The sequence below is a fragment of the Nocardioides dokdonensis FR1436 genome, from assembly GCF_001653335.1.
In the GTDB taxonomy this organism is placed as follows: Bacteria; Actinomycetota; Actinomycetes; order Propionibacteriales; family Nocardioidaceae; genus Nocardioides; species Nocardioides dokdonensis.
The window spans coordinates 2305148-2329265 of sequence record NZ_CP015079.1 but is presented as its reverse complement, the minus strand read 5'-3'; the positions used below and the strand labels follow the sequence as shown (position 1 = coordinate 2329265).

Here is a 24118-nt window from a genome sequence, read left to right as displayed (position 1 = left end):
GCGAGCGACCCTATGTGCCTGCTGTTTCTCGCGCTGGCCGCGGCCTCCGCGGGCGCCCTCAAGTTGTCTATCCCGAAACGTGCGGCTCCGCATCGAGTGAATCCGCCGTGGGAGCCTGCGCCTGCAAACGCGAAGACAACTTGTTGACGGCGACCGCGAGCGCCACCAGCGGTGCGACCACTCCTAGGACAACAAGCCACTCAAGCTTGAGACCGCTAGCTGCGTCGAGAAGGGCGACCAATGCGAACGCCCCGGCAAATCCTGCCATGGCAAGTGGCACGGAACTGCGCAACCGCTCGTAGGCCCTCTTCTGCTCCCCGTCGTCGCTAAGGCCGCGAACGATGCGGTCCACTGAGACGGCGATCACAATCAGGCTCCCGATGAACGGGTACGCCTTGATGAATCCGGCGGTGGTTGTGATCTCGTCATCCGCCCAGAAGAAGGCCCACCCGCCCGCACAGGCGCCCGAGACTCCACCGTATAAAGCGAAGGCAGCCTCGTGAGCCCACCACGGAATCTTGGTTTCGTTACTGGGCGTCGGCCCGCTTGGCGAATCGTTCACTGGCGAAAGATAGACCATCGTTCGACTGTGTTAGTCGGTGTGGCGCGTCGGCGTGTTGGTCCCTCCGTTCCGTCAGGCTTGTTCCATGTACGCGGTGCAGAGGTCGAGCGTGCTCACTGCGGTGGTGTGCTCGAGTAGTAGCCGTTCCCAGGACTCGATTGGATCGTGACCAGTACGGGATCGCCGTTCGGAACATCCGGATTGGCCGCGATTCGCGTGATCTCATCGCGGCAGTTCCGGTCGGTCGATGTCAGCAACCTCATCAAGCGCGGCATCCACCCTGTACCCGGCTTCGCCGGACAAGAATGCGACGAGTGAGTGCACGGCGTGGTCATCGAGACTCGTCCTGTTGCGGTCGTAGTGCATGGTCGTTCGAGGGTCTGAGTGACGGGCCAGGTCCTGAACCTTCCGCAGTGACGCCCCGGATTCCAGTGCGTTGGTGATGGAACTGTGACGCAGGAGGTGCGGGGTCACACGGGTCGAGATGCTCGCCTGTCGAGCCAGATACCCAACAACTCTGTACACCCCTCGACGGCACAGCGGCTGCCCATCCCGTCCTCGAAGCAGTTGACCCTGCGCTCGGCCGTCGGCGGCGGAATCGAGAGCCCGGAGGACTGGCACCGGAAGGGGCATGCGTGCAGGGACGCATCCCTTGCCGGTGAACTGGAGGATTCGATGTCCCCGAACGGTCTGCTGGTAGTCCTCGATCCTGATCGAACAGGCCTCACTCGACCGCAGGGCCATGCATGCGAGGAGATGGGCGATGGCGCAGTCCCGCGCCGACCTCTCCGAGCCGGCTCGAAGGAACGCCCGCATCTGCTGGCGGTCAAGACCAAGGGTGTCCGTAACTCCTCGCGAAAGCCGTGGACGGCGTGCCATCGCGGCAGGGTCCCGAGCTATGAGGTCTTCATTGAAGGCGAAGCGGTAGAACCCCCGGACGGGCACCAATGCCGTGTGGACTGTCGAGATCTTCTGGCTCAGTTCCTCGTGGAGATGCCTGATGTAGGTCTCGACGTCCGTCCGCGTGACCTGCAGCGGTTCCAATGATTCGCCTGCGCACCAGGCGAGCCAGCGATCCAACTGGTACGTGTACGTCAAGAGCGTGTTGTTGGAGTAGGGCAGCAGGTAGGCGTCTCGCACTCGGCGAGTCTCGATAGAGGTGTCCATGTCTAAGCAAGAGCCACAGGACACACGATTACAAGCCGGGCGCAACCGTTCTCTCTATCTCGCGACACTCGAGCCCAAGCCGCCTGCGAAAACGCGAGCCTCGATGGCTCTCACGGCGAGATGCCGGCGAACTACGATGCGGCCAGCTCCTGGCACGAATCACACAACTTCCGACCGGCCTTCCAAGGGTCCGACTCGTCACCGCTGGGGACTCCGTGCACACAAGACGGAGTCGAGCTCGTCCGATAGTGCTCGTCCTGACTGCTGGCCGTCGCAGCCATTGGGCGAGCGGGACTCACGGCCACCCCCCGTCCCGTTGCGTTGTGGCCCGTCCTGTCCTGTCCTGTCCCGTCCTGTCCCGTCCCGGTGTTACGCGTAACCGGCCTCGCAACAGGTGGGACCGTCCCCTTTTCGCATCGACCAACCAAGCACTCCGAATGATCACCATTTCGGTGCTTCCGCGACCGAGCCATGCGCACCTTGGCATCCGCGGAGGCGGCACGCACGGAGGGCGGCGGAAGGTGCTGGTCGATCTCTACGAGCCGGACTGAACCATTGTCCAGCACGAGTAGCGAGTGATCTACAAGCACTTGATGGCAAGCATCAGGGTCCGGGACATCTGAGGCTCGACGAGCACGGGCCAAAGGCATGACGCCCTCGAAGCGCTCCTCCCGCGAGCACACTTGGATGAGAGCGAAGTAGTGCCATCGACTAGCGAAATCGACGGTCTCCCATACGGGTCGATCGCACCACCGATCGTCAAAGCGACTCCACGACACGTCACGAGCCCCTGCTCTCAGTGCCAAACTGATCGTCGATCCAAGCCAGCACGTCGGCCTCCCGGTACATGATCCTTCGACCCACTTTGGCCGATCGCGGGCCAGTCCCCTGGTGCCGGAACCACCGCAACGTCCCGACGGGCAAGCGCGTCCGGTCCGCAACTTCCATGAGCGTGAGCAACTTCGTCATGCCATCCCCCTACCGAATAGTTTCGTTAACCCTCACTAGGTTTCAGTCTGGATCGATGATTGTCAACCCCCAGGAGCGCATGTACGGTATCCCTGTGGAGGTTGATGAGTTTCGTCGTCAAGTGGGATCGCGGGTAGCTGACTGCCGCAAGCAGAGGGGTTGGTCGCAGCAGCAACTGGCGGACGTGATGCAGACGCATGGGCACGCCTGGCTGCAGTCCACTGTTGCGAAGACCGAGGCAGGAGCGCGGCCACTTCCAGTGGAGGAGCTTGCAGCCCTCGGCACTGCACTGGGCGTTAGGCCTGCCTCTTTGATGTCAGATCCGGTCTCTCAACAGGACGTATTGGCCCAGAGCCTCTTCGTCGCACGGTCAGACCTAAAGGCCGCTGAAAGGCGGTTGATCGAGGCGCGGGGACACGCCCACGCGGTTCAGATCGAACTAGAAGAGGCTCAGGAGCGAGTAGCTTCCCTCGAGACGGAACTGCGTCAATCGAGTGCAGGCGCTGAAGCCGAGTGAGTTCGATCAAACGTCGCGATAGCGGTAAGTGGCGTGCCCGCTATCGCGACGCAGACGGTAAGGAGCACGCGCGGCACTTCGAACGGAAGGTGGACGCCCAACGTTGGCTCGACGAGGTCACGGCCTCTATCTTGACAGGCAACTATGTCGACCCCAAGGCCGGAAAGATTACTTTCGAGGTCTTTGCTCGCCAGTGGCAGCTCGCGCAGGTTCATCGGCCTAACACTGCAGCAGCCGTTGACTCCGCCCTTCGGGTCCACGCCTTCCCCGCATTCGGCGGCCGGCAGATCGCTTCGATCAAACCGTCTGACATCCAGAATTTCGTGCACACCCTGACCCAGCGCCTCGCCCCCTCAACTGTACGAGTGACCTATCAGCATGTGCGAGCCGTATTTCGAGCAGCTGAGGCGGACCGCTTGATTGCAAGAAGTCCCTGTCAGCGGATAAGCCTCCCAAGGGTGGAACGCCGGGTGCTGCAACCACTTCCCAGCGAAGTTGTGATCGCATTGGAAGGCGCGATGCCTCACCGCTGGGCTGCGATGATTCCCTTGATGGCCGGCACTGGCATACGTCCCGGAGAAGCCGCCGGGCTATCGCTCGACCGCGTCGACTTCCTCCGCCGTACGGTTCGCATCGACCGCCAACTGTTGCTTACCTGGCCGCCGACCCATGGGCCCCCGAAGACGCGAAGCTCCATCCGTACCATCCCGTTGCCTCAGGTAGTCGTCAACGCGTTGGCGGCCCACGTGGCGCAATTCCCTGTCGGCGAGAATGAAGCGATCTTCACAAACACGGATGGTTCGCTACTCAAGCGAGATCACGTATCTGCGGCGTTCCGACGCGCAGTGACGGCATCAGGCGCTCCGGCCCAAACCAGACTCCACGATCTGAGGCACTACTACGCCTCCCTCCTAATCCGTCACGGCGAGAGCGTCAAAGTCGTCCAATCACGCCTCGGACATTCATCGGCCAGCGAGACGCTCGACACCTACTCGCATCTATGGCCCGACTCTGAAGACATGACTCGACAGGCAATCGACACGGTCTTGGGCGCCCAACGCGCCGGCACGGTCGCGAACTAGTCGAATTAGGTCAGCCAGAGGGCTCAGCATGTGGCAAGGGGCCTCTGGTAGCACTGGGGCTGGTACAGCCGCCGACCTGCAATGGCGACGTCCTCCGCAGGCTCGATGCCTGATCCTGTGCGGCTCAGTCCAATCCACAATCGCTGAGCCAGGTTCGAAACGACTCGAGCTCTTCATAGCGGGGCCTGTCGGGCTCGGGGCCGCCCTTGAGCGCCAGCACGTGCGCCGTGCGCGGCCATAAGGACCGACGTTTCATCAACTGGGCCGTGATGGCGCCACAGAGTCGCTCCTCTGAGATTATCGCGAGCAGAGCCTCCCACTCGGAGGCAGAGTGCCCACGATGCATGATCGCGTTGCGCACTCGGGCGACGTGGTGGCGCCAAGCCCCTGCGGGGTGACGGCACGACTGCGTACTCCAGTTGCCCCGCAACCGGTGCGCGAAAACCGACCCGATCAGCTCGCCTGGCCCCGCCTCAAAAAGGCCCCCTGATACGGAGATAGGCGCGTCACCTCGTTCCGCAGCCTCCCATTCGAGGGACCATGCCGTCTGCTTGACCAGGAATTCACTGGCGGTGGCTGCGGCCAGCACCGACTGTGTGAAGTCACCATCGAGGTCGCTTGCCCGTCGCGCCGCCAACCACAGGTCCTCGTAACGAGTCATCGTGTCGCCTGACAGATCGAGGTCTAGGTGCGCCGTCGCTCGGGCGAGATCGGCGACAGGCGTCGGCTTGAAAAAGGTAGGCAGCGTGATGCCTTGTGCAGGCACGAAGGACCCATCCGCGTCCCGGTCCAGCACTACCACCCAGGGATGAAGCCGTCTGGTCGTTGCCGGTCGACCCGAAGAATCAACGTTGCGCAAGAGCGCCCTCGAAGCCTGTTCAATCAGATCAAGGCAAGCGGATAGATGCTCCCCTGCGTCGAATGGGTCAGCGGTCGGCACACCAGCCAACGCGAGCACCTGATTCGCTGGGCCAGCCTTGACACTTTCGGGCACGCCGGGTCTATCAACCAACGAGTCGCCGACAAGCCGGAGCGCCTGTTGGATACCAACCTCAGCGCGATCGGGCACGTGGATAGGAACGAAACTTGCGAAACGGCCTGCCCCGAACTCGACCATCCACCCCTCGTCAGGCACCGGAAGTCCATCTCGCAAAGCCACGAGGTACTTGCGACTGAGCCCTGGGCTAGACGCCAGCGGTGATCCAGGCGCGGCCTTGACTAGTGCATGACTATCGGGCTGACACTCGCAGGTAGGAGTGGGCATGGGGTCCTTCCTCGATCCTGGCTGGTCACGAACGGTGGTCCCGATGCGGCACCTTGCGTGCACCAGCGTCTCTGCAGGCACGTGAACGCCGGGTGCACCCACCGACCCATCGATTTGCGGGGTCGTTCGCCATCTCCCGACCACGGCTGCCGACGCTGCGGCAGCCCGCGACGCCACTACGGGAAGGGTCGGCTTAAGAACTACTGGGTCTCGATCTGACCCTGCGAAGACAGCACCCGCTCAAAGTTCCACTCCACGTGGTGAACCGTGCCCAGTCGGTCAACTTCGCGCCGCTCACGCACTAAAAAGTGCACGTTCTCACCTAGAGACAGGCGCAGATTCAGCAGATCCATAGGCTCGAAACGAACGTCGAACGCAGGTGAGTTGCGGGCCACTCCGCTCTTAACCTTGACCAGACCACTCTCTCGAAGTTCGGTAACCCGCCCTGAGATCTCGCGGACCTCCTCGCGGGGCCGCGTCTCCATCAAGCTTCGAAGATACGTCTGACCCACGTCTGTGAACGAGGCCGATGATCTGTCACCGTTGCTCGCTGACCACGCGACGTCCAGTCGGGCATCGAGTTTGTCGAGCGCATTGGAGAGTCTGCTCAACTGGACTAACCCGTCCACGTAGGACTTCACGTCCTGACGCTCTTCAAGCGCCATGAGCATGCGGACGAGCGCCCTCATGGCTGTGTCTGCGCTCGAGGTGTCGACGGGTGGTCCATCCATTAACGGAGGCTCGGGTGCCGACACCGGGCGGACGTGCAGGATCGTGCTGCCACGGGAGATACCGGTGACCTCAAGTTCCACTACTCGCGGCCCCAAGGCCGAGACCGTATCTTCCAGCGGCCGCAGAAGCGTGTCGCCAGCCGCAAACGATAGCGCCCCCGTCCGCAACTGAGGGGACGACAGCCGAACCTCGAGGCTCTCGCCCAAACTGGCCGTCGGGTCATGGCTGCGCAACGCAAGCAACCGATTCCGCCTTGCCATTGACTCAAACTCGTCGTCGCCGAGGAGGACGTTTGCATCATCAGATGCTGCCCACGTGTCTAGCGCTTGCTGATGGACCGAAAGCAGGCGCCGACGTGACTCAGAACCCGTCACAACGTCACCTCCAAGTATCCCCGCCTCGCCTCAACGGTAGCCGTCGTTGGTTGGCCTGTCTGCGCACTAGGGTCGCGCAGTCGCTGCCACCAGTCATCCCAGCTCCCACGAGCCTCGAGGTACTCGCGCTCAGCGGGCTCCATGGCGCGACGGTCGAAGACCGAGGCAACAGGAACGTAAGAGATCTCCAAGGGGCTCACACCGTAGGCAGCCAGCATCCGGTCTCGGCTGAAGGCATCTACCAACCAGCCGGCGAGTCTCCGCCCCTTCAAAAGGTTCCTGGCCTCCAAGTTGACCGCCACAGAGACATCGATGTTGTTGGGGTCGAACTTCTGGCTCACGAAGCTACCGCCCAGCCACAGAAACTCGATGAGGCTGCGCCCATTCAGCTCCGAGGCGTACAGATCTTCGAGATAGATGAATCGGCCTAGATACTCTTCGAGGCCCCGCCACAGGCCTGCTCGCGTCGGGGAACCATGGAAAGCAGACTCCCCGACCAGCAATTGTTCTGCCGCATCCAGCGACAATCGCCGACGCCCGATCGGCGGGTAGCCGCTGTTGGAGGTCAGCCAGGCATAGTCAGTGGGAGCGCTGGACACCGCGACACCGTAGCGGTCCGCCCCTCCGGCCGTCGCGGCTTCATCGAGAGTGAACTCCCGAATCCGGCAGTTCAAAGCCACCTCGCGCCGGACGGCTCCGCTCCCCCGAGTCGTATTCGATCGATTCTCGGCACATCTGGCCGAGCACCCGGTCGGCGAGCACCGCCTGATCTTCACTAGTCGCAGCGGTGGAGTATCGAAGCGCGACGACATGGCAACTTCGTTCAAGCCCGCCGTCCTCTAGGTCGGTGCCGCCCCCACCACGCGTCTGCAGGACCTGCGGCACTATTACCCCTCGCTCCTGTCGCGGCATGGCGAAAGCGTGGAGGTGGTGCAGCCGTGACTGTGGCACGCGTCGGCGAAGGAGACGCTGGATACCTACTCGCACCTGTGGCCGGTCTCCTAGAACCTCACACGCTCCGCGGTGGACTTCATGCTCGGCGCTAGACGATCAAAGTCGAAGTCCCTAGTCGATGAAGCCTGATGGTCTAGGGCCCAGGGTTAACCGGGGCAGGGAACGGCTGGTACCCGACTGGCACAAACCCGTCAAGACGCACGAGCAGTCTGAGGTGGGAGCCGACCTCGGGGCCGTTGGCGCGGACCACGCTAAGCCTAGCCTCGCTGGCCGTCATCACGGTCTGGACATATTCCACGAGAGGATCGGGAACGTAGCCGAGCTCTGTGCCGGAGTTGTTCAGCACCAGCACGGCTCGAGGATTGACTGGGTTGTCCTCTTCCCACCGCAACGCCAGCGAATCTCCAGCCGAAAGTCCGCAAATTTCGGCACTTGCTTGCGGACCGCAGTGCCGAACCCCGTGAACGAGGAAGACACAGGAGGTTGCCCCATCAGGCCCTATGACGGGCTCCGGCAAGACCTCGATCGTGTCCCCAGCTCGCCTCCCACCAGATCGGACTAGCACTTCCCAAGGCTCGCTCTGTTCGTCCAGGTCCAGCGCCTCGAGGTACCTCGCTCTATCTGGGCGTTTCGCATTCATAATCCGTTGCGCGAACAGAGGGAAGATCTCGTCCGACGTGTATCGCGCTTGCAGGTCGGGGAAGCCAAGTAGTGGTCGGAACGCATCACGTGACGCGTACACGAATTCATAGCCGTCTGCCCGACAGGCCAGGAAGCCCACATGCCGGTACAGCCTGTGCCCCGGCAGATCCGGATCGCCGGTCCTCACGGTGACAAGCAAGCGCGAGGGAACATCCGCGTGCGGACGAACTCCGGACGCGTCAAGCGCGGCGCTTGAACTCATCGCGAATCCTCTCTTGGTTGACCCTCAACAGCTCTGCAGTGAACGTACTGGTGACCGCCGACAGTGATGGGACTCGGTTGAGCACATCCTCCCACTGATGCTGCTCGACACTCACGATGCTGTCGATCCAAAACTCTCGAGCCGTCGGGGTCGCACGGAGTAGCGCATCGGTGGCAACGTCCAGCAGTGAGCGACGCCCACAGTCCTCGAAGCGGTGAGCCGTCCCCTTGGCGCACCAGTCTGACACCGTCGCTCTCGCGAGCACGGCTTCTCGCCGTTCGTCCTCCAGTCCTGACGCCAACGCAGCGCCGTGGTCGAAGCTGGGGCTAAGGAACAGGCCCCCTTCAGGCTCCTGCAGCACAGCCCAATTGAACTCGTGTCGGTCTCGATTCGCGACCCAAGCGTCGAACAGCAAGAAACCTGCGAACAGGTCGAACGCGGAGAAGCCCCGGATGGGCCACCAGGGCGGAGCGTCAGCCCCAAGGAGGACTCGCTCGATGTTGTCCAGATTGTGCCCAACTCGGTTAGCCCTTGCATCACTGTCCGACTTCGGCTTGTAGCGCGGGTCCACGGCCGACAACAGAACCCCTCCTCCGTTAAGGGACCACCCTCTCGGCTTGGTGTCTCGGGAGATCAGGCCCGGGACACCGTCACGCTCGGCGAGCTCGACTCGCGCTGCGGGTAGGGCGATCAGGGAGGCGAGCTCACTGCATACCTTTTCTGCCCAGTCCTCTCCCTGCCGGTAGAGGCGGTAGCCGCCACCGGCGGACCTAGCAACTGCTATCTCTTTCACAGTCGCCTGCTTGAAGAGCCAAGACGCTTCGTCAGGTTCACCCGCTGCCCCACGGAGCCAGTACTTGATGTCGTCTCCGACCGGTTCCACATCCGTGACGAGCCAGTCCGTTACGTCGAACCCTGGAAACGGCGTCACACGGGGACCCTATCCACGCGCCCTCGCTTGCCGCGTCGTGACGCCCGAAACGGGCACCGAAAGGCAGGAACAGGACCAGGCCCCTCGCCCACGTGCGGACCCCTTGCGGACTGCAGACCCACCGATGATCACATATTCGCAGGTCAGGCGGTCGATTGAGCCCTGGCTCCAAACTTGCGGATGTTCACCGCGGAGAAGCCCCGGCTGATGCCCTCGAGCACCACGTGCAGCCGGTGCCCCTCGGGCAGCATCGCGTCGACGAACGGCCGGCTCATGTCGATCCGGCGACCGCTCGACTTCAGCATCCGTTCGACCAGCTCGGAGACCTGGGCCTGGGTGAGCATCAGGTTGGTCAGCTCGTGGCGGCCGTTGCGGGCCACGAACACGCGGCTGGGGTCGTTGATCCAGACCTCCTCCACGCTCGGGTCGTCGAGCAGCGGCTGCAGCGCCCCGAAGCCGGAGACCCGGGCCATCAGCTCGCCCACCATGCCCTCGACGTCGCCGACCGGGACCACCGCGCCGGTCAGGCTGCGCTCGTCGTGCGCGCGCACCAACCCCTCGGCCAGACGGCGTACGACGTCGGGATCGCGCTGCGGATCGACGCCCTCGCGCCGCACGACCTCGCGCAGCGCGTGGTCGAGCGACTCCAGGGTCTCGGCATGCCCCGGCAAACGCCGGGCGCCAGCGTGGGTCATCGCCATGGGGCCTCCCTCCGAGTAGGGAATCCGAGATCGAGGAGCGCGTCGCCGGCGACGTTACGCAGCCATCCACCTACCCGGGAAGCCCTACTTCTTAACCTGTGGATGACCGTCGGGCGGGGCGTAGCGGCACTCGAGCCCCATCCGCCACAGCGGTCGCGTGCGCGGCCTGCGGTCAGTCGGCGACCGCAGCCAGCCGCTCGAGCAGCTCCACCGAGTGCTTCACCCCGGTCAGCGCGGCGGGGTGCACCTCCTCATCGCGGCGCAGCACGCTGAAGCGCCCGTCCGGCTCCACGACGACCACGGCCACCTCCTGCGGCGTGCGCACGCCGGCGCCGCGCAGCTCGCTCCACAGCACCGACTCGTCCAGGCCGAGGCGGTGCAGCTCGTGGCGCTCCACCCGGCCCGCGACCATCACCGCGACCGCCCGGTGCCGGCGGCGCGCGAGCATCCGGTCGCTGCGGCGTACCCGCCCGGCGACGCTCTCGACCACGAAGAGCGTGCCCAGGGCGAGCAGACCACCGCTCAGGGTCGGCACCTGCCCCAGGATCGCGCGGCCAACGATCGCCCCCAGCACGGTGACGACCGCCAGGTCGAGGCTGGAGGGCGAGGCGTAGAGCCGCTGGCCGGCGTGGGTGAGCAGGGTCGTGATCGCCAGGTACAGCACGATCGTGGAGACCACGACCGCGAGGGCACCGAGCGGGGGCAGGCCGAGGTAGAACACGAGGTCGTCCATCCGGCCATCGTCGCGCACCGCGTCGTGCCCCTCAGCGTGGCGCCCTCATCCGCCTGAGGGCACCGCCTCGGGGTCGCGCGCCACCCTGCCCAGGAAGACCAGCACGATGACCAGCACCACCAGGTTGACCAGTCCCGCCGTCAGCGCCAGCACAGCGAACGCCACGCTGACCTCGGCGCCGACGGCGAGGAGGGTGAAGACCACCGCGACGACGACGTACGCCGTGCGCAGCGAGCGGGCGCCGTCGCTGCGGGTCGGCACCACCGCCACCACCCCGCTCAGCACGCCCGCCACCACGACCAGGTCGACGATCCCGGTGGCGAGCCCGAGCAGCGGCTCGACCTCGCCGAGCCCCGCGAGGCCGGGCCACAGCGGCACCGAGATCGCCGCACCGACCCAGGCGGCGACGGCGCCGAGCCGGAACCCCTGGTGCAGGTGGGCGAGCCGGCCCAGCGCCACCGCGACGAGGACCCAGCCGACGGGGTCGGGCAGGAGGTCGGGCGCCAGCTCCCCGTCGCCGATGCGCAGGTCGCCCACCGTGAGCAGCAGGCCGATGACGACGGTGAGCAGCGGTTTCACGCGCTCAGGCTAGTGCCGGCGCCGGCTCAGCAGACGCTCACCTTGCGGTAGACGCCGGCGCTGGTCTCGCGCACCGAGGTCACGGTGGTGTTCCCCTGGCCCAGGTAGTCCTGGCTCCCGAGCGCGTAGAACGGGTTGTAGGGGTGGCTGCCGTAGCTGACTGCCCGCCCGGCGCTCTCGTGGGTGGCGTTGGTGGTGGTCCAGCAGTCCACCGGGCCCGGCGCCGTGGTCGGCGTGGGCGTGGGAGTCGGCGTGGGGGTGGGAGTCGGCGTGGGGGTGGGCGTCGGCGTGCCGGTGGTCGTGCCGCTCACCCGGCGGTTGTGGGCGAAGAAGAACGAGGTGACGTAGCGCGGGTAGTCGATGCTGCTCGCCTTGATGTAGCGCCCGCCCGGGCCACCGCCGGCCGGCCAGTTGTGGCCCAGCCCGGTGTTGGTGAGCAGCGAGACCCGCGGGCCCTCGGCGTCGGACCACACGGTGCCGCTGCCGTTGGTGCTGGTGCCGGGCAGCGTCGACATCGTCACCGGCGAGGTCGCGGTGGCGCCGTACAGCCCGGCCATCACCTCGGCGTTGAGCCGGTTGTAGCCGGTGTTGACGGTGTAGTCGTCGTTGCCGTGGACCACCGAGGTCAGCTGGGTGTCGAAGCCGGCGGTGTGGCTGCCGGCGAAGCCGGTGCACGTCGAGGTCGCGGCCGCCTTCGTGGTCGAGACGGTCGAGATCTGCGAGGAGGTGGTGCCGACCGTGGGACCGGCGTTGATGCCGATGCCGGCGAAGACGTCGGGCGCCAGGCAGCCCATCACCATCGTCTCGCCGCCGCCCGAGGAGAGCCCGGAGAGGTAGACCTGGTCGGCGTCGAGGCCCAGCGCGCTCCGGGCCAGCAGGGCGTCGACCAGGGCGAGCAGGTTGTCGTCGTGCCGGGCGGGGTTGCTGCGGCTGTGGTTGGCGTCGTAGTAGTCCCAGCACCCGGCGATCACGCCGCCGCCCGGCGCGGCGGGGACGGCCACGACCATGCCGTAGTCGTCGGCGGTGGCCTGCCAGTTGCCGGCGCCCTGCAGGTCGGCGTTGGTCTGCACGCAGCCGTGCAGGTTGACCATCAGGGCCCGGCCGTCGGCGATGGCGGGGGCGGTGGTCGGGACGTAGAGCCGCACGTTCATCCCGGCGATCGTCTCGCTGGTCCAGCTGCCCGCTGCCTGGGCGCTGGTGCCGGCGCCGGGCGCCAGGACCAGGGTGACGGCGGTGAGCACCACCGCGATCACCCCGGCCAGCACGGCGGGTATCCCGCGGCGGACAGGTGTGGCTGTGGCGGTGGACGGGATGCGTACGTCGTTCATGGTGCTCCTCCGAGTAGGGCCTGGCATGACGGACTGGTGGGACGGTGCAGCGGTGGGTCAGGCGAGCAGATCTCGCGTGGCGGCGGCGACCGCCTCGGCCCCGCGAGGGCCGAGCACGATCGTGTAGTGGTTGACGTCGTCGACCTCGAGGTCGCGCAGCTGCGGCAGCAGCCCCCGCGCCCGCGCGGCGGCATCGCTCCCGTAGAGGGCCTGGGGCTCGTCCATCAGCCCACGGGGCGCGCGCAGGAAGGTGGTGGGGACCTCGAGCCCGCGCATCGCCGTCTCGTAGTCCGCTCCCCCGAAGAGCTGCGAGGCGTCGGTGGCCACCGCGGCCACCACCGCCGAGGGCTTCAACCGCGGCGCCTCGCCCTCGAGGTCGTAGTCGACGTACCCCTCGACCACCGGGCTCCAGTCGTGGGCGAAGGCGGGGTGCTGGCGCCAGAAGTCGCGGTAGGCCGCGTGGCTCTCGAAGGTCATCGTCAGCCGCTGGGCGGCCGGGCCGAGCACGTCCTCCGGCGTGGCGTCGGGGCCGGGCACGCCGGCCGCAGGCGGCACCAGCGGCAGCCCGCCGTCGACCAGCAGCAGGCCGGTGGCCCGGGGTCCGATCCGCGCCGCGAGGGTCAGGGCGACGAACGCGCCCATCGAGTGCCCCACCAGCGTGACCTCGCGCAGGTCGAGGTGGTCGAGGACCTGCTCGAGGTCGCGGGCGTGCCGCTCCAGGCCGTACGGCGCCGGCAGCGCGGCGCTGCGCCCGCGCCCGCGCAGGTCGGGAGCCACGACCCGGGTGCCGGGCAGCGCCGCGGCCACCAGCGGCCAGCAGCGGTGGTGGGCGGTGATGCCGTGCACCGCGAGCACGACCGGGGCGTCGGGGTCCTCGGGTCCCCAGACCCCGCAGACCAGGTCGCCGCCCTCGCAGGGCACGCGCAGGGTCCGCGGCTCGTCCGGCGAGTCCGCGGCCGACCGGCCGGTGTCCGTACCGGTGTCGGTGTCGGTGAGGTCGAGGGTCATCGCTGGTCTGCTCCAGGGCTCGGGTGGTCGGAGGAGGTGTCGGGGCGGGGCGCGGCGAGGGCGCGTTCGATGAAGGCCATCACCTGCTCGAAGACGTGGTCGGGCACGGTGGCGGTCGAGCCGGGCCCGGGTGCATGCCCGGGCTCGTCGCCCCACAGCACCCAGCGCATCCCGACCATCTCGCCGATCCCCATCAGCACCCACGCGACCACCTCGGGGTCGATGTCGCCGACGTCGCCGGCCGCGCGGGCCCGCTCGAGGTTCGCGACGTACCCCTCGACGATGCGGGTGTAGTGCAGCTTGAGCGCGCGGGGCGAGACGAACTCCGCCTCCCGCACCACGCGGTAGAGCGCAGGGTGCTCGGCGGTGAAGGCGAAGAAGGCCCGGAAGCCGGCGCGCTCGCCCTCGAGCCGGGTCGTGGCGCCGCTGGAGCCCTCGGTCATGGCGTGCCGCACCCGGCGGTTGAGGTCCTCGACCAGCTCCTCGAAGACGGTGAGCTTGGAGTCGAAGTAGAGGTAGAAGGTGCCCTGGGCGACGCCGGCGCGCTCGGTGATCCGCACGATCGAGGCGTCGGCGTAGCCGTGCTCGGCGAACACGTGCTCCGCGGCGTCGATGATCGCCTTGCGGGTCGCGGTGCCGCGCTTGGTGGTCGGGGGCTTGCGCACGCTCTCGGTCACGGGTGCACCTCTCGGTCGGGGACGGCGGTGCGCTGCGGCGCGGCCCACGCCGAGGCCAGCACCCGGCGCAGGATCTTGCTGCTGGAGGAGCGCGGGATCTCGGTGACGACCTGCAGGTGGCGAGGCACCTTGAAGGACGCCAGCCGGGTGGCGCAGTGCTCGCGCAGGTCCTGCTCGTCGGTGGGCACGCCGGGGCGCAGCACCACGAACGCGGCGCACACCTCGCCCCACTGCTCGTCGGGCACCCCGACGGCCGCCGCGTCGGCGACCCCGGGATGGGTCAGCAGCACGTGCTCGATCTCGGCCGGGGCGACGCTCTCGCCGCCGCTGATGAAGATGTCCTTGAGCCGGTCGACGATGCGGTAGTAGCCGTCGGCGTCGCGGGTGGCGAGGTCGCCGGTGTGCAGCCCGCGGCGGCGCCGCTGCTCGGCCCGCTCGTGGTCGGGCTCGCGGAAGTAGCCGGCGAAGACGTTGGGTCCGCGCACCACCAGCTCACCGGTGCCGGCCCCCTCGACGACCTCGCCGGTGACGGGGTCGACCAGCTCGACGTCGACGTGCGGGTACGGCGTCCCGGCCATGCCGACGCGCCGGGTCGCCTCCTCGGGCGGCAGGCACAGCACGTTGGGTGCGGCCTCGGTCAGGCCGTAGCCCTGGGTCAGCGCGACCCCGCGGCGGTGCCAGGTGCGCAGCAGCGGCTCGGGCATCGGGGCGCCGCCGACGATCGCGTGGCGCAGGCTGGACAGGTCGGCGGAGTCGAAGTCGGGGTGCTCGGCCAGCATCAGGTAGGTCGCCGGCACGCCCATCGTGGTGGTGATGGCGCGGTCCCCGATCAGGTGCAGCACCCGACCGGCGTCGAAGGTCCGCTCGAGCACCACGGTCGCACCCATCCACCAGGCCAGCAGCGGCTGCACGTTCCAGCCGCCGACGTGGAACTGCGGCATCAGCGCCAGCACGACGTCGCGGCTGGTGATCTCGGCGGTGCGCGACAGCGAGAGGTTGGTCCAGAAGCAGTTGGCGTGGGTCAGCACCGCTCCGCGCGCCCGCCCGGAGGTGCCCGAGGTGAAGATGATCAGCAGCGGGTCGTCGTCGCGCACCGGGCGCCGGGCCAGGTCGGCGGGGCGGGAGCCGCCCGGCGGGGGCGGGGCCTGCTCGACGCCCTGCTCCCCCATCCGGGTCACCGGCACGGGCGCGGTGACCAGGTCGAGGGTGGCGCGGGCCAGGGCGCCGAACTCCTCCTCGACCAGCAGCACGGCCGGGTCGCTGTCGGCAACCTGCTCGGCCAGCTCGCGCGGCGAGAGCCGCCACGACAGCGGCACCAGCACCAGCCCGGCCTTGGCGCAGGCGAAGAGGACCACGACGTGGTCGGCGCTGTTGCCGGTCAGGGTGGCCAGCCGGTCGCCGGGTGCGTAGCCGCTGCGCAGCAGCCGGTCGGCCAGCGCGGTGGCGCGCCGGTCGAGCTGGGCGTAGGTCAGCTCCACGCCCCGGTCGTCGATCGCCACGCGCTGCGGGGTGGAGGCCGCCCGGTCGGTGGTCCACCGACCCAGCGTGTGCAGCCCGTCGGCGTCGGTCGTCCTCACGCGCCCGCCCCGTCCGCCGTACGCCGCCGCGCGGCACGGGGGCGGGCGGAGGCGAGGCGCTGGCCGACCCCGACGAGGCCGCCGGGCACGAAGAGCACCACGAGGATGAACAGGGTGCCGAGGAGGAACAGCGGCTCGCTGAGCGGCACCTGGAGCACCGCGGGCAGGCCGGCCACGGTGTCGGAGGCCGCCAGCGTGGTGAGGCGCTGGTCGAGCAGGGTGTAGACCACCCCACCGAGGATGGCCCCCCACCGTGAACCCAGGCCACCGAGCACCACGACCACCAGGATCGTGAGCGTGAAGTCGGCCGAGGCCACGCGGGGCGTCACCCCGCTCTGCAGCAGCAGGTAGACCATGCCGACCACGACGGCGAGCGACGAGCCGATGACGAAGGCGATCAGCTTGACCACGAAGGGGCGCAGCCCCAGCACCCGGACCCGCAGCTCGTTCTCACGGGTGGCGGCCGCCACGTGCCCGGCCCGCGAGCGCTCGAACCAGGTGACCAGCGCGAGGACCACCACGACCAGGGCCAGGGTGAGCCAGTAGAGGTTGCGGGTGTCGGCGACGCCGACCAGCGCGTCGGGCACGTGGGTGGTGTCCAGGCGCAGGCTCTCCTCGCCGCCGGTGACGTCGGCGTTGCGCCGGATCAGCACCGAGCCGGCCTGGGCGAAGGCCAGGGTGACCATCGCGAAGGAGATCCCGCTGACCCGCAGCCCGATGACGCCGAGCACCACCGCGACCAGGGTGCCGCCCACGAGCGTGACCAGCATCGCCGGCACCAGGGCCAGGTCGGTGCGCTCGAGCACGATGCCCAACCCGTAGGCGCCGATCGCGAGGTAGAGGGCGTGCCCGAAGGAGAGCAGCCCCGCGACGCCGAAGATCACGTGGTAGGTCAGGGCCAGTGCCGCGAAGAGCAGGCACAGCGCCAGCAGCTGCAGGGTGCCGGCGGTGTACGTCGACCCCGGCAGCACGCCGGGCACCGTGACGTCGACCAGCGGCAGCACCGCGAGCAGCACCAGCAGCAGCAGCGGGGCGAGCCGGCGCAGCAGCCGTGACGTCCCGCGGTCCGGGGCCGGGGTGGCCACCCGCGCGTCGCGTGCCTCGGGCGCACCCGTGGGCGCCACCTGCTCGGCGGGCGTGGTCTCAGAGCTGGTGGTCATGCGCGTGCTCCCATCAGACCGGCCGGGCGCACGAGCAGCACGGCGGCGAGCAGCAGCACGACGACGAGGTCGCCGGTGCCGGAGAGGTAGAAGTTGGCCAGCTGCTGCAGCACGGCCACCACCACCGAGGCGATGGCGGCACCGAGCAGGGAGCCCAGCCCACCGATGACGGTGACGATGAAGGCGAAGATGAGCAGCGAGCCGCCCAGCTGGGGCGAGACGTAGCCGAAGTAGTGCGAGGCGAGCACCCCGCCGAGCCCGGCCGCCGCGCCGCCGATGGCGAACACGACGGTGAAGGCGCGGCGTACGTCGATGCCCAGGGCGGTGACCATCGAGCGGTTCTCCACCCCGGCGCGGATGACGAGGCCGAAGCGGGTGAAGCGCAGGAAGGCGACGATGCCCAGCAGCACCAGGACCGCGACACCGATCAGCACGAACCGGTCGTTGGGGATCCGGGCGCCCAGGAGGGTGGTGGTCTCGTTGAACCACGGGGGCCCGGTCACGAAGATCGCGTCGGTGCCCCAGATGCCGTCGAAGAGCGCGACGGTGGCCAGCGCGAGCCCGACGGTGACCAGCACCTGCTCGATGTGGCGCTCGTAGAGCCGCCGGATCAGCAGCAGCTCGGTGAGCACCGCGGCCAGGGCGCCGACCGCGGCGCCCACCAGGAGCGAGAGCAGCAGCGAGGCCCAGGAGTCCCCGCCGAGGCGGCGGGCGGTCTCCCAGCCGGCGAAGGCGCCCAGGGTCAGGAACGAGCCGTGCGCGAAGTTGAGCACCCCCATCAGCCCGTAGATCAACGAGAGCCCGGAGGCGACCAGGAAGTAGAGCGCGCCGAGGCCGAGGCCGGTGGCGAGCAGCAGGACGACGGTGCTCACGACGGGACCTCCTGGTGGGACTGGTGGGTGGACGGGGGGCGGCCGTGCGACGGGGCGGGCTCGGCGCCCACACCGAGCAGGTTGACCACCCGCTCCTCGTCGTCGAGCAGCGCCCGGGCGTCGCCGGTGTGCACGACCCGGCCGCCGGCCATCACCACGGCGTCGGTGGCCAGTCGGCGCGCGACGGCGAGGTTCTGCTCGACCAGCAGGATCGGCACCACCTGGGCGGCCCGCTCGAGGGCGTCGGCGACCTCCTCGACCAGCTTGGGCGAGAGGCCCTTGGTGGGCTCGTCGACGAGCAGCAGCCGGTTGTCGTTGAGCAGCGCGCGGGCCAGGGCCACCATCTGCTGCTGCCCCCCGGAGAGGGTGCCGGCGGCCTGGCCCGAGCGGGCCATGATGTCGGGGAAGAGGTCGGCGACCAGGTCGCGGCGCGGGTGCGCGTCGCGCTCGGCCAGGCGCAGGTTCTGCTCCACGGTCAGGGAGCCGAAGACCTCCCGGTCCTCGGGGACGTAGCCGACACCGCGCCGCACGATGCGGTGCGTGGGCAGGGTCTCGATCCGCTCACCGTCGAGCTCGACCTCCCCCGCGCGCCCGATCAGCCCGAGGACCGCCTTGATGGTGGAGGTCTTGCCCACCCCGTTGCGGCCCAGCAGCGCGGTCACGCCACGCTCGGGGACCTCCAGGGAGACGTCCTCGACGACCTGCTGGCTGCCGATGTGCGCCGAGAGGTGGCGGACCCGCAGCACGCTGCGACCGCTCTGCTCGGCGGCGGTCCGGTCGGTCATGCACTCGCTCCCAGGTAGGCGCTCTGGACGGTGGGGTCGGCCATCACGACGTCGGGGACGTCGCAGGCCAGCAGCTGGCCGTGGTGCATCACCGCGACCCGGTCGGCCAGGCCGAGGACGACGTCCATGTGGTGCTCGACCATCAGCACGGTGGTGCCCTCCTCGCGGTGCACCCGGCGGATCAGGTCGACCAGCCCGGCCACGTCGGCGCTGCCGACGCCGGCCATCGGCTCGTCGAGGAGGATCACCTGGGGCTCGACGGCGAGCAGCATCGCGATCTCGAGCTTGCGCTTGTCGCCGTGGGCCAGTCCCCCGGCCAGGGTGTCGACGTGGTGCGCCAGCCCCACCCGGTCGAGCTGCTCGAGGGCGCGCCGGGTGGCGGCGTCCTCGCGGCCGGGGAAGCGCCACGGACTCAAGGAGCCGCCCAGCGCCACCTGGGCTGCCAGCCTGACGTTCTCGACGGCGCTGAGCCCGTCGAAGAGGTTCGAGGTCTGGAAGGTGCGTCCCAGCCCGGCCCGGGCCCGCGCGTCCACCGAGCGGCCGGTGACGTCGACACCGGCGAGGTGCACGGTGCCGGCGGTCGGCCGGCTGACGCCCGAGAGCAGGTTGAACAGGGTGGTCTTGCCGGCGCCGTTGGGGCCGATGACCCCGAGCACCTCCCCCTGCGCCACCTCGAGGCTGACGCCGTCGATGATGACGGCCCCACCGATGCTCAGGCGCAGGTCACGGACGGCGAGGACCGGGCCGGGAGCGGTCACTGGCCGGCGACCGGGGGTGCGACCGAGTCGGCGTCGACGGTCTCGACGAGCTCGGGCAGCGCGTCGCCGCCCGAGCCGACGAGCCGCGCCTCGAACATCGGCTGGATCAGCGCGTGGTCCTCGGCGCGGATCATGGTGGTGCCCTTGGGGCCCTCGAACTCCCAGCCCTCGAGCGCCTCGATCATGGCGTCGACGTCGTCGCCGCCACCCTCGGCGATCGCGTGCACGATCATCTGACCGGCCACGAAGCCGTCGGGCGAGAAGAGGTCGGCCTCGGCGTCGTTCTCCTCGAGCCAGTCGACCATCGCCTGGTTGACGTCGTTGTCGGCCGCGTCGCCGAAGTAGTGCGACAGGAAGGTGATGTCCTCGGTCGCCGGGCCGTAGGCGCCGTACGTCGACACGTCGCCGAGGCCGGTGGTGACCGGCACCTCGTCGAAGACCTGCTGCTGGCTCAGGGCCTGCCACATGGCGCTGGTGGTGTCGCCGGCCCAGGCGACGAACACCAGGTCGGGGTCGGCGTCGAGCACCCGGCGGGCGAAGGGGGTGAACTCGGTGGCGTCCTCGGGGACCAGCACCGGCTCGACCTCGGCGCCCTCGGCGCCCAGCACGGCCTCCACGCCGGCGACGTTGCCCTGCCCGAACGCGTTGTCCTGCGCGAAGACCGCGATCCGCTGCCCCTCCGGGTCACCGAGGAAGCTGCCGGCGGTGGCGACGTCCTGGTAGGTCTGGCGACCGGAGCGGAAGGTGTAGCGGTTGATGCCCGTGATGGCGTCGGCCGCGGCCGGCCCGGAGATGTAGAGGACCTCGTTCTGCTCGGCCTGCTCGGCCAGCGGCAGGGCCACCCCGGAGGAGACGGTGCCCGCGATGATCTGGGTGCCGGAGCCGATGGCGTCCTTGACCAGGCCGACGGCCTTGGCGGCGTCGCCGGCGTCGTCGGTGAAGTCGAGCTCGATCTCGCGCCCGTCCACCTCGCCGGTGCCCTCGGTCGCGTAGTCCAGCCCGGCCTCGAGGCCGTTGCGGTAGGCCTCGCCGTACGCCGCCAGGGGGCCGCTCTGCGAGTAGACGATCGCGACCGGCACCCCGCTGCTCTCGTCTCCCGACGAGGCGCTGCCGCTGTCGGGGGCGCAGGCGCTGCCGAGGCCGAGCACGCCGACGACCGCGGCGACCGCGATCGTGGTGCTGCGTCGACGGCGGGCCTGGTGCGGTGCGGTGCCGATACCCATGAGGTCTCCTCCAAGTCGCGAACCTGACAGGTGATTCAGGTTTCAGATGTGACCGTAGCCACAGCCACCCCCGGTGTCAACAGGTTCGTGGAAGGACCGCGGGCGACTAGGAGGTGCGGCGGACCGGGCAGCCGGCCGCGCCGGGCACCGGGAAGGTGCCGAGCTGCTCGATGTCGTAGCCCTGCGGGTAGGAGCGCACCCAGGGCAGGTCCGCGACCGTCTGACTGCTGATCCGGGCCGGGAAGAGGCGCAGCAGCCGGCCCCGGGCACGCAGCGCGGCCCGGGAGGCGCGCTCGACGGGCGCCGGCGGGGCGGCGTACCCCAGCGCGTCGCGCAGCGGGGCGTCCATCAGCGCCCGGGAGAACACCTCGACGGCCGGCCCGGCGACGGACGGGTGGAAGGTCCGCATCAGGCCCAGGGTCGCGTCGGCGACCGCGCGACCACCGGCGTCGGGACCGAAGTGCTCGACCTCGTAGTCGTCCATCAACCGCGCGAACTCGTCGAACGTCTCGGGGATGTCGGGGATGGCCAGGTGCCGCCCGAGGGTGCGGTAGTAGTTCACCGAGGCCCGCAGCTCCCCTGCCGTGAACGGGCGCTTGCCGTAGTCGGCCAGCCAGCGCTGCGGCACCACCACGAAGGTCGAGAGCACGTAGCGGAACTCGTGGTCGGGGATGTCGTAGGCGCGGTGCATCTGGTTGACCCGACGGATCGCCGCCCGGGCATCGGGGTGCTCGAAGCCCTTCAGGGAGGGCACCTCGAGCAGCAGCGCGGTGTCGTCGTAGCGCCGCTGCACCGCCTCGGTGAAGGCGCCGGTCTCGGCGAGCAGGGCGCCGATGCCGGGCACGGCGTAGGTGCGGAAGAGCGCGAAGGAGAGCGCCTGGTTCATGTCCCAGGGGAACTCGTGGACCACCGCGTTGCGGTAGATCTCGACGTAGTCGGTCTCGGGGTCCAGCCGGTCGTTGACGCGGCGCCAGTGGTCGCGCGGCACGCCGCCGAAGGTCTTGCCCCGCCAGGTGAGTCGTGGAGTCCGCATGCCCACAAACTAGAGCATCCACTCCAGTCGCGCTAGGGTGGTCCGGTGCGCACACCGGTCCAGTCCCGCAGCGAGGCCTCCTCCGAGGCGATGCTCGACGCCACCCTCGACCTGCTGGCGCAGGGTGGGACCGCAGCGGTCACCGTGGCCGCGGTCGCCCGTGCCGCCGGCGCGTCCAACGGATCGCTCTACCACCGCTTCGGCGACCGTCGCGGCCTGCTGCTGGCCGCCCAGGACCGGGCGCTGACGCGGGTCGAGGCCGAGGCCGCGGTGGCGTTCGCCGAGGCCCACGACGAGCCGGACGACGATCGCGCGACGACCCTGCTCGCCGGCGTGGCGCTCGCGATCTTCGAGCGGCACCGGGGCGCGGTGCGCCCCTTCCTCGTCGACCCCGACCCCGACGGGGCGTTCGCGGAGCGCACCGCCCGCGGCAGCCACCTGCTCGCCGACACCGTCACCGGTTGGCTGCGCGAGCGGCTGGGGGCCGACGAGGCCGACGCGGAGGCCGCGTGGCGGATGCTCTTCGCGCTCGGCGCCGCGAGCGCTCTCTTCGACGACCCCCGGGTCTCCCCCGCCGGGGTCGCCCCGGACGCGATGGCCCGGGCCGTCGGCCGGGCCGTCGTGGGCGTCGTACGCCGCCGCTAGGTGGTCTCCCAGCCCAGCAGCGCTGCGACGTCACCGGGCAGCTGCATCGGGCTGAAGGGCTTCGCGAGCACCCCGGCCACGGCGAGGCCGTCCCAGGGCTGGGTGGCGCCCACCCGGCTCTTGGCCGTGAGCAGGATGACCGGGATGTGCCGCGTCGCGGCGTCCTCCTGCAGCAGCCCGAAGGCCGTGATGCCGTCCATCTCCGGCATCATCAGGTCGAGCAGGATGGCGTCCGGCTGCGCGGCCCGCGCGAGATCGATGGCCTCGCGTCCCCGCGACGCCTCGAGCACGTCCCACCCGCCCACCCTGCTGAGGGAGAGCGACGTGACCATCCGGACGTCGTCGTCGTCGTCCACGATCAGCACGGTCGGCATCGTGCTCCTCTTGACGTCTCGGTCCCGCGGACAGCTGCGAAGGGGACACGATACCGCCGCGGGTATCACCCCCCGGCGGGACCGTGCATCTCCACGACCGAGTAGGACTGGGTGTCGATCTCCGTCACGGTGCAGTCGGCGTGCGCGTGCAGCAGGGCACCGACCATGTCGGAGAAGCCGAGCACCCGCTCGTTGTAGGCGCACACGTCCCACCCGCACACGCCCTGCGCGGCCAGGACCCGGTCGATGACCTCCTCGATCATGAACTGGAAGACGTGCGAGCGGCGGTGCTGCGGCGCGACCAGCGTGAAGCCGAGGTAGAACACCGCGTTGCGCGCCGTGTGCTCGGGGTAGCGCGCCGCGAAGTACTCGGGGCTGATCCACGGCACCGTCCGGAGGTCGCGGGTCAGCGTCGTGAGGCCGACCACCTCGCCGGCCGGGTCGCGGGCGACGTACTTCATCACCCGCGGGTCGCTCATCTCCTCCACGAACTCCTCGCGGTGCAGCACCTGGCGCGCCACGGCCAGCTCGGCCATCGGGGCGAAGGTCACGGTGTAGAGGTCGTGGAAGCGCTCGATGACGTCGGCGTCCAGCGCCCCCTCCACATCGACGGTGATGGACAGCCCGTCCAGGGTCCGCTCAGCCACCGGTCCCCCACCCCTGGACCTCGTAGGCGGCCACGGCCAGGGCGCAGACCGGGTCGCTGACGCACTCGGCGCTGGCCACGACCGTGTGGCTCTCGACCGCAGTCCAGCCACGCGAGGCACACAGGTCCTCGAGGCTCAGCGCGATCTGGGTGCGCAGTGCCTCCTCGCTGCCGCTGTGGTGCTCCACGAACACCCCGGCGCCGCCCCGGGTCTCGCGGGCCCAGCCCAGGCCCGCCCAGACCACCTCGCCGTGCTGCTCGGCGCCCGCCGAGGCCAGCACGCACCACAGGCGGTCGCCGTGGGTGTGGGCGAGCGGCTCGTGCGACTCCACCACGGTGCTGCCCGGCGGGACGACCGAGGACAGGGTGACCAGGTTCAGGTCGGCGACGCCGGCCGCGCGCAGGGCCGCGTCGAAGGCCGAGAGCCGGGTGCGGCCGGTGCCGCTCCCGGTGCGCACCGTGATGCGCGGGCCCACGGGCGGTGCGGCGCTCGCCGCGTCGTCGCCTAGGTCGAGGAGCGGGGCGGAATCCAACGGGGCCTCCGAGGCAGGGGTTGGCGGGGA

27 protein-coding genes are annotated in these 24118 nt (G+C 69.2%); 3 read left to right on the top strand and 24 right to left on the bottom strand.

The features are described 5' to 3' along the window. Positions 1–67 precede the first annotated feature (67 nt). From I601_RS11035 to I601_RS11025, 3 genes are all read right to left on the bottom strand, one after another. Positions 68–580 (bottom strand): hypothetical protein, encoded by a 513-nt coding sequence (locus tag I601_RS11035; RefSeq protein ID WP_157520070.1) that lies wholly within the window; start codon positions 578–580, stop codon positions 68–70. A 204-nt stretch (positions 581–784) separates the two neighbouring features. After that, entirely contained in the window at positions 785–1702 is a 918-nt protein-coding gene (locus tag I601_RS11030) for a tyrosine-type recombinase/integrase (RefSeq protein WP_068109448.1), read from the bottom strand. A gap of 807 nt (positions 1703–2509) precedes the next feature. Next, a complete protein-coding gene (locus tag I601_RS11025) occupies positions 2510–2677 on the bottom strand; it encodes a helix-turn-helix transcriptional regulator (RefSeq protein WP_237089621.1) in 168 nt (55 codons plus the stop codon). On the opposite strand from I601_RS11025, the gene I601_RS20820 reads away from it, so the two are divergent. Both I601_RS20820 and I601_RS20815 read left to right on the top strand, forming a co-directional pair. After that, entirely contained in the window at positions 2676–3215 is a 540-nt protein-coding gene (locus tag I601_RS20820; RefSeq protein ID WP_084527475.1) for a helix-turn-helix domain-containing protein, read from the top strand. The genes I601_RS11025 and I601_RS20820 overlap by 2 nt on opposite strands. Next, on the top strand, positions 3212–4297 hold the full coding sequence (locus tag I601_RS20815; protein WP_084527474.1) for a tyrosine-type recombinase/integrase: 1086 nt from the start codon (positions 3212–3214) through the stop codon (positions 4295–4297). Before I601_RS20820 ends, I601_RS20815 begins: the two co-directional genes overlap by 4 nt. A 124-nt stretch (positions 4298–4421) precedes the next feature. Here the strand turns inward: I601_RS20815 and I601_RS11020 are convergent, their stop codons facing one another. From I601_RS11020 to I601_RS10935, 18 genes are all read right to left on the bottom strand, one after another. Further along, a complete protein-coding gene (locus I601_RS11020; protein WP_157520064.1) occupies positions 4422–5414 on the bottom strand; it encodes a hypothetical protein in 993 nt (330 codons plus the stop codon). 347 nt (positions 5415–5761) lie between these two features. Next, on the bottom strand, positions 5762–6667 hold the full coding sequence (locus I601_RS21185; protein ID WP_157520061.1) for a hypothetical protein: 906 nt from the start codon (positions 6665–6667) through the stop codon (positions 5762–5764). Continuing rightward, positions 6664–7266, bottom strand: a complete 603-nt coding sequence (locus I601_RS11010) for a DUF6932 family protein (protein WP_157520058.1) — start codon at positions 7264–7266, stop codon at positions 6664–6666. Before I601_RS11010 ends, I601_RS21185 begins: the two co-directional genes overlap by 4 nt. Positions 7267–7754: 488 nt before the next feature. Beyond that, positions 7755–8261 carry an HIRAN domain-containing protein gene (locus tag I601_RS21990; RefSeq protein ID WP_418303096.1) on the bottom strand — a complete coding sequence of 169 codons (507 nt, stop codon included), beginning with the start codon at positions 8259–8261 and terminating at the stop codon, positions 7755–7757. Between the two features lie 241 nt (positions 8262–8502). Then, complete coding sequence (locus I601_RS21180) at positions 8503–9456, bottom strand: HipA domain-containing protein (protein WP_068109432.1); 954 nt, start codon at positions 9454–9456, stop codon at positions 8503–8505. Positions 9457–9599: 143 nt separating this feature from the next. Then, complete coding sequence (locus I601_RS10995; protein WP_237089381.1) at positions 9600–10157, bottom strand: ATPase, T2SS/T4P/T4SS family; 558 nt, start codon at positions 10155–10157, stop codon at positions 9600–9602. Between the two features lie 172 nt (positions 10158–10329). Next, on the bottom strand, positions 10330–10890 hold the full coding sequence (locus tag I601_RS10990; RefSeq protein WP_068109429.1) for a DUF421 domain-containing protein: 561 nt from the start codon (positions 10888–10890) through the stop codon (positions 10330–10332). Positions 10891–10935: 45 nt separating this feature from the next. Beyond that, positions 10936–11469 (bottom strand): hypothetical protein, encoded by a 534-nt coding sequence (locus I601_RS10985; protein ID WP_068109426.1) that lies wholly within the window; start codon positions 11467–11469, stop codon positions 10936–10938. Between the two features lie 26 nt (positions 11470–11495). Further along, the gene (locus I601_RS10980) at positions 11496–12797 is read right to left on the bottom strand and encodes an extracellular catalytic domain type 1 short-chain-length polyhydroxyalkanoate depolymerase (protein ID WP_068109423.1); all 1302 of its coding nucleotides are present in this window, start codon (positions 12795–12797) and stop codon (positions 11496–11498) included. 57 nt (positions 12798–12854) lie between these two features. After that, a complete protein-coding gene (locus I601_RS10975) occupies positions 12855–13805 on the bottom strand; it encodes an alpha/beta hydrolase (RefSeq protein WP_084527468.1) in 951 nt (316 codons plus the stop codon). Continuing rightward, complete coding sequence (locus I601_RS10970; RefSeq protein ID WP_218917652.1) at positions 13802–14482, bottom strand: TetR/AcrR family transcriptional regulator; 681 nt, start codon at positions 14480–14482, stop codon at positions 13802–13804. Before I601_RS10970 ends, I601_RS10975 begins: the two co-directional genes overlap by 4 nt. Beyond that, positions 14479–16059, bottom strand: coding sequence for an AMP-binding protein (locus I601_RS10965; protein ID WP_068109421.1), 1581 nt, complete (start codon positions 16057–16059; stop codon positions 14479–14481). Before I601_RS10965 ends, I601_RS10970 begins: the two co-directional genes overlap by 4 nt. Then, positions 16056–17219 carry a branched-chain amino acid ABC transporter permease gene (locus tag I601_RS10960; RefSeq protein WP_084527466.1) on the bottom strand — a complete coding sequence of 388 codons (1164 nt, stop codon included), beginning with the start codon at positions 17217–17219 and terminating at the stop codon, positions 16056–16058. Before I601_RS10960 ends, I601_RS10965 begins: the two co-directional genes overlap by 4 nt. Then, complete coding sequence (locus tag I601_RS10955) at positions 17216–18091, bottom strand: branched-chain amino acid ABC transporter permease (RefSeq protein ID WP_068109417.1); 876 nt, start codon at positions 18089–18091, stop codon at positions 17216–17218. Before I601_RS10955 ends, I601_RS10960 begins: the two co-directional genes overlap by 4 nt. Further along, positions 18088–18876, bottom strand: a complete 789-nt coding sequence (locus tag I601_RS10950; protein WP_068109414.1) for an ABC transporter ATP-binding protein — start codon at positions 18874–18876, stop codon at positions 18088–18090. The genes I601_RS10955 and I601_RS10950 overlap by 4 nt, the downstream gene beginning before the upstream one ends. Then, positions 18873–19634, bottom strand: coding sequence for an ABC transporter ATP-binding protein (locus tag I601_RS10945; protein ID WP_068109410.1), 762 nt, complete (start codon positions 19632–19634; stop codon positions 18873–18875). Before I601_RS10945 ends, I601_RS10950 begins: the two co-directional genes overlap by 4 nt. Then, positions 19631–20857, bottom strand: a complete 1227-nt coding sequence (locus tag I601_RS10940; RefSeq protein ID WP_084527464.1) for a substrate-binding domain-containing protein — start codon at positions 20855–20857, stop codon at positions 19631–19633. The genes I601_RS10945 and I601_RS10940 overlap by 4 nt, the downstream gene beginning before the upstream one ends. Before the next feature lie 106 nt (positions 20858–20963). Next, positions 20964–21890 carry an oxygenase MpaB family protein gene (locus I601_RS10935; RefSeq protein ID WP_084527462.1) on the bottom strand — a complete coding sequence of 309 codons (927 nt, stop codon included), beginning with the start codon at positions 21888–21890 and terminating at the stop codon, positions 20964–20966. Between the two features lie 45 nt (positions 21891–21935). Between I601_RS10935 and I601_RS10930 the strand changes: the two genes are divergently transcribed. Then, on the top strand, positions 21936–22535 hold the full coding sequence (locus tag I601_RS10930) for a TetR family transcriptional regulator (RefSeq protein ID WP_068109407.1): 600 nt from the start codon (positions 21936–21938) through the stop codon (positions 22533–22535). On the opposite strand, the gene I601_RS10925 is transcribed toward I601_RS10930, so the two are convergent. The 3 genes from I601_RS10925 to I601_RS10915 form a co-directional block, all read right to left on the bottom strand. Further along, the gene (locus tag I601_RS10925; RefSeq protein WP_068109404.1) at positions 22532–22909 is read right to left on the bottom strand and encodes a response regulator; all 378 of its coding nucleotides are present in this window, start codon (positions 22907–22909) and stop codon (positions 22532–22534) included. The genes I601_RS10930 and I601_RS10925 overlap by 4 nt on opposite strands. A 65-nt stretch (positions 22910–22974) precedes the next feature. Further along, positions 22975–23556 (bottom strand): hypothetical protein, encoded by a 582-nt coding sequence (locus tag I601_RS10920; protein ID WP_218917651.1) that lies wholly within the window; start codon positions 23554–23556, stop codon positions 22975–22977. Further along, on the bottom strand, positions 23549–24088 hold the full coding sequence (locus tag I601_RS10915) for a pyruvoyl-dependent arginine decarboxylase (protein WP_169834690.1): 540 nt from the start codon (positions 24086–24088) through the stop codon (positions 23549–23551). The genes I601_RS10920 and I601_RS10915 overlap by 8 nt, the downstream gene beginning before the upstream one ends. Between the last annotated feature and the right edge of the window lie 30 nt (positions 24089–24118).

Bases quoted from the DNA above. Each gene is read 5' to 3' on its own strand.
- I601_RS10925 (WP_068109404.1), bottom strand. From the start codon at position 22,909: ATGCCGACCGTGCTGATCGTGGACGACGACGACGACGTCCGGATGGTC.
- I601_RS11035 (WP_157520070.1), bottom strand. From the start codon at position 580: ATGGTCTATCTTTCGCCAGTGAACGATTCGCCAAGCGGGCCGACGCCC.
- I601_RS21990 (WP_418303096.1), bottom strand. From the start codon at position 8,261: ATGAATGCGAAACGCCCAGATAGAGCGAGGTACCTCGAGGCGCTGGAC.
- I601_RS10935 (WP_084527462.1), bottom strand. From the start codon at position 21,890: ATGCGGACTCCACGACTCACCTGGCGGGGCAAGACCTTCGGCGGCGTG.
- I601_RS10975 (WP_084527468.1), bottom strand. From the start codon at position 13,805: ATGACCCTCGACCTCACCGACACCGACACCGGTACGGACACCGGCCGG.
- I601_RS10980 (WP_068109423.1), bottom strand. From the start codon at position 12,797: ATGAACGACGTACGCATCCCGTCCACCGCCACAGCCACACCTGTCCGC.
- I601_RS20820 (WP_084527475.1), top strand. From the start codon at position 2,676: ATGAGCGTGAGCAACTTCGTCATGCCATCCCCCTACCGAATAGTTTCG.
- I601_RS10940 (WP_084527464.1), bottom strand. From the start codon at position 20,857: ATGGGTATCGGCACCGCACCGCACCAGGCCCGCCGTCGACGCAGCACC.
- I601_RS11020 (WP_157520064.1), bottom strand. From the start codon at position 5,414: ATGGTCGAGTTCGGGGCAGGCCGTTTCGCAAGTTTCGTTCCTATCCAC.
- I601_RS10990 (WP_068109429.1), bottom strand. From the start codon at position 10,890: ATGGACGACCTCGTGTTCTACCTCGGCCTGCCCCCGCTCGGTGCCCTC.
- I601_RS10995 (WP_237089381.1), bottom strand. From the start codon at position 10,157: ATGGCGATGACCCACGCTGGCGCCCGGCGTTTGCCGGGGCATGCCGAG.
- I601_RS11025 (WP_237089621.1), bottom strand. From the start codon at position 2,677: ATGGAAGTTGCGGACCGGACGCGCTTGCCCGTCGGGACGTTGCGGTGG.
- I601_RS10950 (WP_068109414.1), bottom strand. From the start codon at position 18,876: ATGACCGACCGGACCGCCGCCGAGCAGAGCGGTCGCAGCGTGCTGCGG.
- I601_RS10960 (WP_084527466.1), bottom strand. From the start codon at position 17,219: ATGACCACCAGCTCTGAGACCACGCCCGCCGAGCAGGTGGCGCCCACG.